This is a genomic window from Roseovarius sp., from assembly GCF_040219995.1.
Lineage (GTDB): Bacteria > Pseudomonadota > Alphaproteobacteria > Rhodobacterales > Rhodobacteraceae > Roseovarius.
In genome coordinates, this window is the sequence record NZ_JAVJUC010000013.1 from 33,155 (window position 1) to 45,549 (window position 12,395).

Annotated in this window: 18 protein-coding genes; 15 read left to right on the forward strand and 3 right to left on the reverse strand. The window is 66.2% G+C overall.

The genetic code is table 11. The features are described from left to right. The first annotated feature begins 9 nt into the window (after positions 1-9). From RID11_RS03595 to RID11_RS03655, 13 genes are all read left to right on the forward strand, one after another. Positions 10-843, forward strand: a complete 834-nt coding sequence (locus RID11_RS03595; RefSeq protein WP_350136065.1) for a hydrogenase expression/formation protein — start codon at positions 10-12, stop codon at positions 841-843. Continuing rightward, positions 840-1,616 (forward strand): [NiFe]-hydrogenase assembly chaperone HybE, encoded by a 777-nt coding sequence (gene hybE / locus RID11_RS03600; protein ID WP_350136066.1) that lies wholly within the window; start codon positions 840-842, stop codon positions 1,614-1,616. The genes RID11_RS03595 and hybE overlap by 4 nt, the downstream gene beginning before the upstream one ends. Positions 1,617-1,620: 4 nt before the next feature. Continuing rightward, entirely contained in the window at positions 1,621-2,478 is an 858-nt protein-coding gene (locus tag RID11_RS03605; protein WP_350136067.1) for a hydrogenase expression/formation protein HupK, read from the forward strand. Continuing rightward, a complete protein-coding gene (hypA, locus tag RID11_RS03610; RefSeq protein ID WP_350136068.1) occupies positions 2,471-2,812 on the forward strand; it encodes a hydrogenase maturation nickel metallochaperone HypA in 342 nt (113 codons plus the stop codon). Before RID11_RS03605 ends, hypA begins: the two co-directional genes overlap by 8 nt. Continuing rightward, positions 2,812-3,633 (forward strand): hydrogenase nickel incorporation protein HypB, encoded by an 822-nt coding sequence (gene hypB / locus RID11_RS03615; protein ID WP_350136069.1) that lies wholly within the window; start codon positions 2,812-2,814, stop codon positions 3,631-3,633. Before hypA ends, hypB begins: the two co-directional genes overlap by 1 nt. A 3-nt stretch (positions 3,634-3,636) precedes the next feature. Then, positions 3,637-5,109 carry a sigma-54-dependent transcriptional regulator gene (locus tag RID11_RS03620; RefSeq protein WP_350136070.1) on the forward strand — a complete coding sequence of 491 codons (1,473 nt, stop codon included), beginning with the start codon at positions 3,637-3,639 and terminating at the stop codon, positions 5,107-5,109. A gap of 3 nt (positions 5,110-5,112) precedes the next feature. After that, complete coding sequence (gene hypC, locus RID11_RS03625; RefSeq protein ID WP_350136071.1) at positions 5,113-5,403, forward strand: HypC/HybG/HupF family hydrogenase formation chaperone; 291 nt, start codon at positions 5,113-5,115, stop codon at positions 5,401-5,403. Beyond that, positions 5,400-6,542, forward strand: a complete 1,143-nt coding sequence (hypD, locus tag RID11_RS03630; RefSeq protein ID WP_350136072.1) for a hydrogenase formation protein HypD — start codon at positions 5,400-5,402, stop codon at positions 6,540-6,542. The genes hypC and hypD overlap by 4 nt, the downstream gene beginning before the upstream one ends. 69 nt (positions 6,543-6,611) lie before the next feature. Next, entirely contained in the window at positions 6,612-7,217 is a 606-nt protein-coding gene (locus RID11_RS03635; protein ID WP_350136073.1) for a VOC family protein, read from the forward strand. Next, positions 7,214-7,693 carry a GNAT family N-acetyltransferase gene (locus RID11_RS03640; protein ID WP_350136074.1) on the forward strand — a complete coding sequence of 160 codons (480 nt, stop codon included), beginning with the start codon at positions 7,214-7,216 and terminating at the stop codon, positions 7,691-7,693. Before RID11_RS03635 ends, RID11_RS03640 begins: the two co-directional genes overlap by 4 nt. 45 nt (positions 7,694-7,738) lie before the next feature. Beyond that, positions 7,739-8,437: a TerB family tellurite resistance protein gene (locus RID11_RS03645; protein WP_350136075.1), complete on the forward strand. Its 699-nt coding sequence runs from the start codon at positions 7,739-7,741 to the stop codon at positions 8,435-8,437. After that, entirely contained in the window at positions 8,418-9,425 is a 1,008-nt protein-coding gene (locus tag RID11_RS03650) for an endonuclease/exonuclease/phosphatase family protein (protein ID WP_350136076.1), read from the forward strand. The genes RID11_RS03645 and RID11_RS03650 overlap by 20 nt, the downstream gene beginning before the upstream one ends. A gap of 28 nt (positions 9,426-9,453) precedes the next feature. Further along, positions 9,454-9,828: a hypothetical protein gene (locus RID11_RS03655; protein ID WP_350136077.1), complete on the forward strand. Its 375-nt coding sequence runs from the start codon at positions 9,454-9,456 to the stop codon at positions 9,826-9,828. A gap of 26 nt (positions 9,829-9,854) precedes the next feature. Here RID11_RS03655 and RID11_RS03660 read toward each other — a convergent pair whose 3' ends face one another. The 3 genes from RID11_RS03660 to RID11_RS03670 form a co-directional block, all read right to left on the reverse strand. Continuing rightward, positions 9,855-10,502, reverse strand: coding sequence for an SDR family NAD(P)-dependent oxidoreductase (locus RID11_RS03660; RefSeq protein WP_350136078.1), 648 nt, complete (start codon positions 10,500-10,502; stop codon positions 9,855-9,857). A 19-nt stretch (positions 10,503-10,521) separates the two neighbouring features. Then, positions 10,522-10,944, reverse strand: a complete 423-nt coding sequence (locus RID11_RS03665) for a DUF1178 family protein (protein WP_350136079.1) — start codon at positions 10,942-10,944, stop codon at positions 10,522-10,524. 71 nt (positions 10,945-11,015) lie between these two features. After that, a complete protein-coding gene (locus RID11_RS03670) occupies positions 11,016-11,492 on the reverse strand; it encodes an NUDIX hydrolase (protein ID WP_350136080.1) in 477 nt (158 codons plus the stop codon). Between the two features lie 255 nt (positions 11,493-11,747). On the opposite strand from RID11_RS03670, the gene RID11_RS03675 reads away from it, so the two are divergent. Both RID11_RS03675 and RID11_RS03680 read left to right on the forward strand, forming a co-directional pair. Continuing rightward, positions 11,748-11,912 (forward strand): hemin uptake protein HemP, encoded by a 165-nt coding sequence (locus RID11_RS03675; protein ID WP_350136081.1) that lies wholly within the window; start codon positions 11,748-11,750, stop codon positions 11,910-11,912. Continuing rightward, positions 11,909-12,379: a hypothetical protein gene (locus RID11_RS03680; protein ID WP_350136082.1), complete on the forward strand. Its 471-nt coding sequence runs from the start codon at positions 11,909-11,911 to the stop codon at positions 12,377-12,379. Before RID11_RS03675 ends, RID11_RS03680 begins: the two co-directional genes overlap by 4 nt. Positions 12,380-12,395 lie beyond the last annotated feature (16 nt).

Genomic DNA, 12,395 nt, shown 5'->3' on the forward strand with positions numbered 1-12,395 from the left:
AGACAGCACATGGTCAGCAATTTTCATCTGCCGCCGACGGGGTACGGGCCCGGATCGCAGCCGTTGGGCGAGGAGGGCGAGGCGCTCGAATATCTGCCGATGCCGCAGGACATGCGGGCCTATTCCCCGCATCTGCCCGAGGTCGAGGTGGACGATCACCTGACCCCGGCGCTTGATCTTTTGCGCGAGATCGCGCTTGCCGCGGATGCCTGCGGTCGGGGTGGGGGCAACCGGCGGTTCGATCTGTCCGGGCTGGACCCGGCCAATCGCGCGCTGATCGCCGAGACGATGTGCGCGGGCGAGGTGGCGGTGAAGATCCACGACATCCCGGCGATTGCCGTTCAGGAAAGCGTGTTTGCCGGGGTCTGGGGGCTGAAGGGCGCGGGCGTCGATGCCATTGAGGTGGGGCCGGTGCCGGATCAGGCGCTGACCCGGGCCTTTGCGCCGCGCCGGGCCGGGCAGCAGGTGCCGAAGGGGCCGCAGGTGGTGAACGCGCCGCCGCTGCTGGTCGAGTTGCAGGACAAGTCGGCGCAGTTCGCAGCGGGGACCGAGGTGCATGTGATCAACCTGACGCTTCTGCCGCATACCGAGGCGGATCTGGAGTGGCTGGAGGCACAGCTGGGGCAGGGATCGGTTGATATCCTGTCGCGCGGCTATGGCAATTGCCGGATCACCGCGACCGCGCTTCGCCATGTCTGGCGGGTGCGGTTCTACAATTCGATGGATGTGCTGATCCTCGACACGTTCGAGGTGACGGAGATGCCCGAGGTGGCGCTGGCGGCCTCCGAGGATCTGGTGGATAGTGGCGAGCGTATCCTCGAAGTGCTGGAGGCGATCCGATGAGCGGGTTCGAGGGCTCGTATCTGGGAGCCAATGACAAGATCAGCCCGCAGGCGATCATGGAATGCAAGATCTGCTGGACGCCCTATGACCCGGCCGAGGGCGACGATACACGGCAGATCGACGCCGGCACGCCCTTCATAGCGCTGCCAGAGGACTGGAAATGCCCCAATTGCGATGCGCCCAAGGAACAGTTTCTGGTGGGCGAGGACCCCGGCAGCGGGGCGATGGCCGAGGCGGCGATGATCGGGGCGAAGACCCATGCGCTGGTCACCGATTTCACCGAAGTCTGGCACGGCAGGATGCGCGATCTGCCGATGGTCAACAAGATGCTGCATGTGCAGGCGGTGGGGTTTCAATTGCATGAGGGGCGGCCCCTGGGCGTGCTGATCAGCCCGTGGTTCATGAACCTTGTGCAGCTGCCCGCCGAGGGCGAGGATTGGTCGGCCCTTGTGCCGGGGGCAAAGGAGGTCATCGGCTTTGCCTCGGGGGACTATGAGTTCATCCACAACACCCGCGAGATGGTGGGTGGCTACAAGGCCTGTTCGCTGTTCTCGCCGATGGCAGATTTCCGCACGCAGGCGCAGGCGGTCGAGGTGGCCGAGGCGGTGATGGTGGCGCTGTTTCAGGACGAGCATCGGGCCGAAACCGACCGCGCCGCCGATATCCGCGCGGCACGCGAGGCGGAGATTGCCGCGAATGAGCCACCCGAGACCCTGCCCGTGGACCCTACCCGCCGACAGGTGATTTCGGGCGGGCTGGCGGGCGAGGGCTGATCGGATGGGCACGCTTGACCGGACTGTGAGCGGCATGCGGGTGGTGGCGGCCCCCCCCCTGCCGCTGGCGCGTCTGGTCGAGGGGCGCGGCGTCGAGGAGGTGGCGGAGTTGCTGCCGCGCCTCTTCAACCTGTGCCGGGTGGCGCAATCGGTGGCGCTGCGCCTTGCACTGGGTCTGCCGGTCGGGGACATGCGCGCGCTGGCGGTCGAGATCGCGCGCGACCATGCGTTGAAACTGGGCGTTATCTGGCCTGCGCGGCTGGGTCTTGCGGCCTGTGCCGACCCGCGCGGCGGGGTGCTGGGCGGGCCGTTTCCGCAGGAGGCGGGCGCGTTCGAGACCTATCTGCAGGGGAATGCCGGCATCGCGCCGCTGCTGCGGGCTGTGGTGGCGCGGTTCGGGCCGCAGGACGGGGTCTGCCTGGCCTTGCCCGAGGTGTCGCCCGAGAGCGTTCTGGCCGAGACGGCGCAGGAAAATTCGGTTGCCGCGCGGCATCTGGCGCATCCGGTGATGCGGCATGTCGAGGCGGGCCATGGGCGTGGGCCGCTGTGGCGGGTGGTGGCGCGCGCGCTTGATCTGGAGGCGGCGGAGCGGGGCGATCTGCCTGCGCCGCGCCTGATCGGCGAGGGCGCGGCGGTGGTGCCTGCCGCGCGCGGCCTTTATGCCGTGCAGGCCGAGGTCTGGGAGGGGCATGTGATGCGGCTGCGCCGGGTGACGCCGACCGATCATCTGCTTGCCCCCGGCGGGATCATGGAGTGTGCGCTTGCCAGCCTGCCACGGTCCAAGCATTGTGAGGCCGGGCTGCTGGTCGATCTGCTCGATCCCTGCACGCCGGTCACGCTGAAAGGGGGCACGCATGCATGAGATGTCGCTGGTCGAGGGCATCCGCCGGGTGATCGAGGATCAGGCACGCGCGCATGAGTTTACGCGGGTCAAGGTGCTGCGGGTGGAAATCGGGCGCTTTGCCTGCGTCGAGAAACCGGCGCTGGAGTTTGCCTTTGACGTGGTGATGCGGGGCAGTGTGGCCGAGGGCGCAACGCTGGAGATGATCGACCTGGCCGGGCGCGCCATGTGCTACGACTGCGTGGCCGAAGTCGAGATCGCCGAGCGGCTGTCGCCCTGTCCGGATTGCGGCGGCGGGCGGCTGATGCCGGTCGCGGGAGATGAAATGCGGATCAAGGATATGGAGGTGATCTGATGTGCAATGTGTGTGGCTGCGGAACGGGAACGGTCGAGGGTCAGGATCACGACCACTCCCACCATCATCATCACGACCATGATCATGCACATGGCGACCTGCATTTCGGGCATGGCCCGGCGGGCGTCGAGGTGGCGGGGATGAGCCAGGAGCGGCTGATCGAGATCGAGACCGATATCCTGTCGAAGAACGACCGCTACGCCGCTGCCAACCGCGCGCGGCTGGCAGCACTTGGGGCCTTTGCGATCAACCTCGTGTCGTCCCCGGGATCGGGCAAGACCACGCTCTTGTGCCGGACCATCGAGGCGCTGGGCGCGCAGCCGCTGGCGGTGATCGAGGGCGATCAGCAGACTGCCAACGATGCCGACCGCATCCGCGCCACCGGCGCGCAGGCGGTGCAGGTCAATACCGGCAAGGGCTGTCATCTGGACGGGCATATGGTGGGACACGCGATGGAACATCTGGAGATCGCGCCCGCCTCGCTATTGTTCATCGAGAATGTCGGCAATCTGGTCTGTCCGGCCGCGTTCGATCTGGGCGAGGATTGCAAGGTGGCGATCCTGAGCGTGACCGAGGGCGAGGACAAGCCGCTGAAATATCCCGACATGTTCACCGCCTCACGGCTGGCACTCTTGAACAAGGTCGATCTGGCACCCTATTGCGATGTCGATCTGGACCTTTACGAGGCCAATCTGCGCCGCGTCAATCCGGGGCTGGAGGTGATCCGCGTCTCGGCGCGCACCGGCGAGGGGATGCAAAGCTGGCTGAACTGGCTGGAGGGCGCGCTGCTGCGCAAATCCGCCCGGACTGCGGCGGAGTAGGACATGGCCGCGCTGCCCACCCTTCTGCTGGTCGATGACGAGGCGCATTCGCTCAATGCCATGCGCATGGCGCTGGAGGATGAGTTCGACTGCCTGACCGCGTCGGATGCCGACGAGGCCGCGCGGCTGATGGAAGAGCATGACGTTCAGGTGATCTTTTGCGATCAGCGGATGCCGGGGCGTACCGGGGTGGTGTTCCTGACCGAGGTGCGGGATCGCTGGCCCGAGGTGGTGCGGATCATCATCACCGGGTTCACCGAGACCGGCGACATGATCGCGGCGATCAACGAGGCCGGGATCTATCAGTTCCTGACCAAGCCGTGGCACCCCGATCATCTGCTGATGACCGCCAAGAACGCGACGGATCTGTTTCGGCTCAACCGCGATCATGCGCGGATGTCGCTGGAAATGCGCTATCTTGCGCGCAGCGTCGAGAGCAAGCTGGAGGATCAGCGCCGGGCGCTGCGCGAGGGTCTGGGTTTCGAGACCGTGCTGCGCGCGCCCAACTCACCGCTGAACGCGGTGATCGCGCAGGCCCGGCAATATGCGAGTTTCGACGTGCCGGTATTGCTGACCGGAGAGGCGGGCACCGGCAAGGCGGCGCTGGCGCGGGCGATGCATTATGCATCGTTGCGCTCTGACCGGGGATTTCACGAGATCGACTGTACCGGGGTCGATGACGACATCCTTGAAATCGAGCTGTTCGGGGCGCGGCGCGGGGCCATTCCCGGCCTGCAGACCGGCAAGGTCGGGCTGGTGCAAAAGGCGGATCGGGGAACGCTGTTCCTCAACGGTCTGGCGGGGCTGAGCCCGCGCATGCAGCTGGCGCTGTTGCGGGTGGCGCGCGAGGGCGTGTTTCGCCCGCTCGGCGGGCACGAGATGAGCCGTGTCGATCTGCGGCTGCTGACCGGGGCGGATCGTGATCTGCGCAGCGAGGTGGCCGAGGGCCGGTTTCGCGCTGATCTCTACTTTGCGCTGGCGCGGACGGTGCTTGAGGTGCCGCCGCTGCGCGACCGGCGGGGGGATCTGGGCCTGTTGGCGCAGACCCTGCTGTTTGACGCGGCCGCGGCCCATGGCAAGCCGGTGCATGGTCTGTCGGATGATGCGATCCGGTTTCTGGAAAATCACGACTGGCCCGGCAACCTGCGCGAGTTGGAGAACGAGGTGATCCGGATGCTGATCTTTTCGCAGGACAGCCTGCTGGGGCCGGAACTGATCTCGCGGCACATCCTGCAGGCGGCCCCGGGGGCGCGGCGCGATTGTGCGCTCGAGGCCGTGCTGACCGGGCATGGCACGCTCAAGGAGCGGGTCGAGGAGGTCGAGGCGCGCATCCTGCGCGAGACGCTGACCCGGCTGAAATGGAACAAGAGCCGCGCGGCGGAGGAGCTGGGCCTGAGCCGCGTCGGCCTGCGCGCCAAGATCGAACGGTACGGCATCACGGCGCCGGACAGGCAAAGCCAAGCAGAGGAGGAGTGAGCCATGTGTCTGGGTATTCCCGGCCAGATCGTCGCGATAACCGATAGCGCCCGGATGATGGCGATGGCCGAGGTGTCGGGCGTGCGCCGCGAGGTCAACGTGGCCTGTATCGCACAAGGCCCCGCCGAGGGGCTGTTGGGCAAATGGGCGCTCATTCATGTCGGCTTTGCCATGGCGCTGATCGACGAGGAGGAGGCGGCCAAGACGCTTGAGGCGCTGCGCGGTCTGGGCGAGGCCCAGGAGGCGCTGGAGGCGATGGCGGCGGGGGATGCGGCACTGGAGGGGCAGCGATGAAATACGCTGACGAATTCCGCGATCCCAAGGCCGCGCGCGCGGTTCTGGAACGGATTGCCGCCGTGACCGATGAAATTGGTGCCACGGCGGAAAACCCGGTGCGGATCATGGAGGTCTGCGGCGGGCATACCCATGCGATCTTTCGCTACGGGCTGGACAAGCTGACGCCTGCGGGGCTGGATTTCATCCACGGTCCCGGCTGCCCGGTCTGCGTGCTGCCGATGGCGCGGGTCGATGAATGCGTCGAACTGGCCGAGCGGCCGGAGGTGATCTTTACCACCTTCGGCGATGCGATGCGGGTGCCGGGCAGCCGCAAGAGCCTGTTGCAGGCCAAGGCCGATGGCGCGGATATCCGCATGGTCTATTCGCCGCTGGATGCGTTGGAAATCGCGCGTCGCAACCCGGCGCGCGAGGTGGTGTTCTTTGGTCTGGGGTTCGAGACGACGACACCCTCGACCGCGCTGTCGATACAGGCGGCGGCGGCCGAGGGGCTTGGCAATTTCACCGTCTTTTGCAACCACATCACCGTGCCGCCGCCGATCAAGGTGTTGCTGGACGATCCCTATATGCGGCTCGACGGCTTTGTCGGACCCGGCCATGTGTCGATGGTGATCGGCATCCACCCCTATGATTTCATCGCCCAAGACTATGGCAAGCCCATCGTGGTTGCGGGGTTCGAGCCGCTCGACCTGCTGCAATCGGTGCTGATGGTGCTGGAACAGATTCGCGACGGGCGGGCGGAGGTGGAAAACCAATATGCCCGCGTGGTGCCCGAGCATGGCAACCCGGTGAGCATCGCCGCCATCGCCGAGGTCTACGAGCCGCGCCCCTCGTTCGAATGGCGGGGCTTGGGCGAGATCGACGCGAGCGGGCTGCGCATCCGCGCCGAATATGCCGCCTATGACGCGGAAGCGAAATTCGGCGTGGGTTACGGCGCAGAAAGCCGCAATGTGCCGGAACCCGAGGGCTGTGCCTGCGGGGCGGTGATGACCGGGCGGATCAAGCCGGTGGCCTGCCCGCAATTCGGCCGCGGCTGCACGCCGGAGATGCCGTTGGGCGCGCTGATGGTCAGTTCCGAAGGGGCCTGTGCCGCCTATTATCAATATGGTGGCGCGCGCGCCGTGGATGTGGTGGATTAGGGGGCGCTGCCCCCGTCGCGCCGACGCGCGACTCCCCCGGGATATTTGCAGCAAGATGAAGGACAGGGCATGCGGCTGGATCATCTGGCAGTGGCGGCAGAAAACCTGGGCGAAGGCCGCGCCTTGGTCGAGGAGACGTTGGGGCTGGCCTTGCAGCCGGGCGGACAGCACGCGCATTTCGGCACGCATAACCTGCTGATGGGGCTGGCGGATGGTCTTTATCTGGAGGTGATCGCGGTCGATCCCGAGGCACCCGCGCCGGAGTGGCCGCGCTGGTTCGATCTGGACCGGTTCCATGGTGCGCCGCGCCTGTCGAACTGGATCTGTGCCGTCGATGATCTGGAGGCCGCGATCGCGCGTCATCGCCAAGCGGGCGCGGCGGTTGATCTGGCGCGCGGCGATTTGCGCTGGCGGATGGCGGTGCCGGGGGATGGCGTGCTGCCCTTCGACAACCGCTTTCCGGCGCTGATCGAGTGGCAGGCAGGCGGGCATCCGTCGGCGCGGCTGGCCTCTTCGGGGGCGCGGCTGGAGCGGCTGGTCGTGGCGCATCCCGAGGCGGGCGCGTTGCGCGCGGAGTTGAGCGATCTGAGAGATCCGCGCGTGGTGTTGGAGCCGGGCGCACCGGGCCTGCGCGCCGAGATCTCCACGCCGCATGGGGTGAGGGTGCTGGAATGATCATCCGCCGGGCGGAGGTGGGGGATACTCCCGCGATCCTCGACATATGGAACCCGCTCATTCGCGACACCGCCGTGACCTTCACCACGGTGGAAAAGACGGCGGAGGGGCTGGCGGATGACATAGCGGCGCGGGGTGGTGCGTTTTTGGTGGCCGAGACCGCGGGCCAACTCCTCGGCTTTGCCACATATGGCCCGTTTCGCGCCGGGCCGGGTTACGCCCATACCGCCGAGCATAGCGTGATCCTCGCAGGCGATGCGCGCGGGCGGGGCGTGGGCCGCGCGCTGATGGCGCGGCTGGGGGATCAGGCCCAAGCTCAAGGGATACATGTGCTGATCGCCGGAGTGAGCAGCGAAAACGCAGGGGCGATCGCCTTTCACCGCGCCATCGGTTTCACCCAAGGTGCCCACCTGCCCGAGGTGGGGCGAAAATTCGGGCGCTGGATGGATCTGGTGCTTTTGCACAAGCGGCTGTGACGGTTTGCGCTGACAGACCGCGCGATTGGCGGTAGGCTCCGGGCCATGTCGATCTGGACCCGCATATCCGAGGCGTTGCAGGCGCTGGCCAATGGCGAGAGCCTGACGGCTGTTTTCGACCGCCTGCGCAGCCCGCCCGAGCGCAGCGTGGCCTTTACCATTGCGGTGATCGCGCTCTCGGCGAAGATGGCCAAGGCCGATGGCCTTGTGACGCGCGACGAGGTGACGGCGTTTCGCGAGGTGTTCCAGATCGCGCAGGAGGAAGAGGACAATGCGGCGCGGGTCTTCAATCTCGCGCGGCAGGACGTGGCGGGATACGAGGATTATGCGCGCCGCATCGCGCGGATGTTTCAGGAGGCCCCTGATACGCTGAGCGACCTGCTGGAGGGGCTGTTTCACATCGCGCTGGCCGACGGGATCTATCACCCCAAGGAAGATGCGTTTCTTGCGCGCGTGGCCGATATTTTCGGGCTGGAGGAGGCGCGCTTTCGCCGGTTGCGGTCGCGCTTTGTCGAAGGTGAGCATCCCGATCCGTGGTCGGTTCTGGGGGTGACGGCGGACATGCCGCTGAGCGAGATCCGCAAGGTCTGGCGGCAGATGGTGCGCGATTGCCATCCCGACCGGATGCAGGCGCGCGGCGTGCCGAAAGAGGCGGTGAAGCTGGCTGAGAAGCGGCTCGTGGATATCAATCGCGCCTGGGAAGAGATCAGCGAGGCGCGGGCTGATGCGGATCGCCACCTATAACGTCGAATGGTTCAACGCGCTCTTTGACGATGCCGGGCGGATGCTGGATGACGGGGAGTGGTCGGCGCGCCACGACGTGACGCGGGCCGATCAGCTGGCCGCGCTGCGGGTGGTGTTCTCGACGCTCGATGCCGATGCGGTGATGGTGATCGAGGCCCCGGATCATAACGGGCGGCGCAGCACCGTGACGGCGCTGGAGACGTTTGCAGGCTGGGCCGGGCTGCGGGCGCGGCGGGCGCTGATCGGTTTTGCCAACGATACGCAGCAGGAGATCGCGCTGCTTTATGATCCGGACGTGATGAGCGCCGCGCACGACCCGCAGGAGGATGACGTGCCGCGCTTTGACGGGCAGTTCCGGATCGACCTCGATATCGACGACCGTGCCGACCGGGTCAGCTTTTCCAAGCCGCCGCTGGAGGTGGCGGTGAGCATGGCGTCGGGGCGCGTGTTGCGGCTCATTGGCACCCATCTCAAATCCAAGGCGCCGCACGGGGCCAAGAGCCGCGACGAGGCGATGCGCATCGGTATCGCCAACCGTCGCAAGCAACTGGCGCAGGCGGTCTGGCTGCGGCAGCGGGTCGAGGCGCATCTGGCGGCGGGCGATGCGCTGATGGTGATGGGCGATCTCAACGACGGTCCGGGGCTCGATGAATACGAGCATCTCTTCGGCCGCTCCTCGGTCGAGATCATCGCGGGCGAGGGGAGTGACGCGGCGCTGAGCCTCTATGATCCGCACGCGCGCGCGGCGCTGACGCAGAGGATCGGGGCAGGGCATAGCACCTCGCGGTTCTACCTGCGCGATCAGAAACGCTATATGCAGGCGCTGCTGGACTATATCCTGATTTCGCCAGACCTGATGGCGCGGCGTCCGGTCTGGCGTATCTGGCATCCGTTCGACGACCCGGACTGCTGGGGCACGCCGCTGATGCGCGATGCGCTGCTGACCGCGTCGGATCATTTTCCGCTTACACTGGATATCGAGTTGTGATCTTAAAATCGTCACCGGGAGATGTTATATGAAGTTCATGAAATGTCGGCCACTGATCCTTGTTCTCGCCCTTGCCCTTTCCGGTCCCGCGCTCGCGCAGGAGACCGAGGAGGAGGGGCGCTCGCTCATGGAAGAGGGGGCGCGTCTGTTCTGGGAAGGCATCCGCCGCGAGATGGGACCGGCGCTGGAAGAGTTTCAGGACCGCGCCGAAGAGATGGAACCGGCGCTGCGCCAGTTCGTCGAGGAGATGGGCCCGGCGCTGAGTGATCTGATGGATCAGGTGGGCGATCTGAGCGCCTATCACGCGCCCGAAGTGCTGCCCAACGGCGATATCATCATCCGCCGCAAGACCCCGCAGGAATTGCAGGACGCGCCCGCGCCGGATGGCGAAATAGAATTGTAAAGGCGGCAGACGGGCAAGCCTCGCGGTCAATAGGCGTGGTCGTGCCCGTCCCATGTCTGGAAACAGCCTGTCGTCGCCATGTCGAGCGCGGCGAAGCGCTCAAGCAGCCCGTCAGCCGCCTGATCCACCGAAATCTCGGCCGCGTCGCCGCCCATGTCGGTACGCACCCAGCCGGGGTGATAGATGCCCATGGCGATCCCCTCGGGGGCCAGATCGGTGGCGAGGTTGCGCCCGAGATTGAGGGCCGCGGCCTTGGAGGCGCGGTAGATATAGCTGCCGCCGGGCGCGCGGGTGTGGCTGGCCATCTGGCTGGAGATGATGGCGATCTTGGCACCCTGCGCGGCGCGCAGGTTGGGCAGCAGGCTCTGGATGCTGAGGAACACGCCGGTGACGTTGGTGGCGAAGGCCTCGGCCCACATCGCGGCTGGATAGCCGGTATCGAGCGGCTGGCCCTTGTCGGGATAGATGCCCGCGTTGCAGATCAGCAGATCGACCGGGCTGTCGGCCAGATGTTCGGCGAGGGTCGCGCAGGACACCGGGTCGGTCACGTCGAGGGCCAGCAGATCGTCCACGGGCACGCGCGCGGTGCCGGTGACCTGATGCCCGGCGGCGCGGTAGCGGTCTGCCATGGCATGGCCGATGCCGCGATTGGCACCTGTGATGACGATATGCATGCTGGCAGGCTCCTCTGGGTCAGTTCGACTTGCGGCGCGGCACGAAGGGCAGGGGGGCCACCGGCACGCCGTCTTCGATCAGCTTGCGCGCCTCTTCGGGTTTGGCCTCGCCGTAGATGCTGCGCTCAGGCGTGAGGCCGTCATGCATGTCGCGCGCCTCGCGGGCGAAGTGCACGCCGACGTAATCGGCGGTGTCCTCGACCTTTTGGCGCAGCGCGGCCAATGCCTTCTCGCGCGGGGTGACATCTGGTTCGGCGGGGGTGCTCGGAGCGGACCCGCCGGATTGCAGGCGCGGGGCCATCAGTGCCTTTTCGACATGGGTCGAGCCGCAGACGGCGCAGCTTACCATGCCGGCGCCGAGCAGCTTGTCGAAGGCCGCGGCCGATTGAAACCAACTGTCAAAGTGATGGTCGGCCTCGCATTTGAGGGTGAAGTGAATCATGTTCCGATCCGTTTGATCATCCACGCATAATTACGTCGCGCCGGGGTAAGATCAAGCCTGTTCGGCGTGGTTCAGAGCCCCAGCTTGCGGGGGTCGAAGCTGCGGATGATATGTGCCAGTTCGGACTCTTCCACCTTCTTGGCGGCCTTCTTGCGGCGCATCCACTTGCTGCGGCGCTGTCCGGCCTCGGGGAAGTCATTGGCCAGAGATTTGACCAGCACCGGATAGATCATCACCAGGCAGGGCAGGCCGCGATCCGACTCCACCTCCTTGGTGTAGGAATAGAGGCCGAGGGCCATGCCATGCGCGGTGCCGCGCACGCCTGCCTCTTCCCAGGCTTCTTGCAGAACCATCGCGGTGGGGGTGCGGCCCGGCATCGGCCAGCCCTTGGGAATGATCCAGCGCCCCGATCCGCGGCTGGTCACCAGCAAGATATCCGGCTCGCCGTCCCGCATCCGATAGCACAGCCCGCCGAACTGCGTGCGCACTTCGGATTTGGGGGCCGCTGGAAGGCTGAGCGGCATCTGCTTGATCGTTTGAAGCGTCATCTGCGGATTCGGCCCGTTATCGCTGCTCGAACCCCGAGGGGTACACGAAAACGATAACGCGTGAACCCTGTATCAGGCCAGCGGGAATTTATCTTTTTAATTCTGACTGAAAATATCAGAATTGACATTCCCTACAAGAATGATCAGAATTGAGAGGCCAAGCCAGTCCAGACCCGAGGCCAGCCCGGCGTAACATTAACCAAAGGGAATAACCGGCATGGCAAATCCGATGACCGAACGTGCGAGGGCGGGGGCATGATCCGCGCGCAAACCAGAACCGAACCCGATCTGGTGGCCGAGGCCGCCTGTCACGACGCCCGCGCCCTGACCGAGGGGGCCAATACCGCGCTCATCGTCCTGGATGGGCAGGTCTACACGCTGCGCATCACCCGCGCGGGCAAGCTGATCCTCACGAAATGAAGCACGCCCGCACCATCACTCCCGACGCGCCGGTGGCGCAGATGGACGACATGACAGGCCTGCCCGGCATGGTCATCGCCTGTCTGCGCCACTGGAACCGCGGCGGTGCCGCGGCAGCCCTTGGCCTGCTGCGCGCGCATATGTCCGAGGCGACGGCCTGCGCCAGTTTCGAGGCGTTGCAGGACCTGACCGATGTGCTGGGCCCGCATATCCGCCGCCCGCTGCGTTGCCACGCGCCGCAGTGCCAATGCGTGGGGCTGGACGAGGCGGCCTTTGCCCGGTTCGTCGAAGAGGCGGCGCTGGGCGAGCGGGAAGAGGCGCTGATGCTGGCGAGCCTGCTGGTCGCACCGCGCGGCATCATGCCGCTGGCCGATGCCGCGCATCGGCTTGGCCTGACCCTGCATCGTGCTGTATTGCACCAGCGCAAGCAGGGGTTTCCTGACCCGGCAAACACGACACGACATTGAGGCACAGGAGCACCCC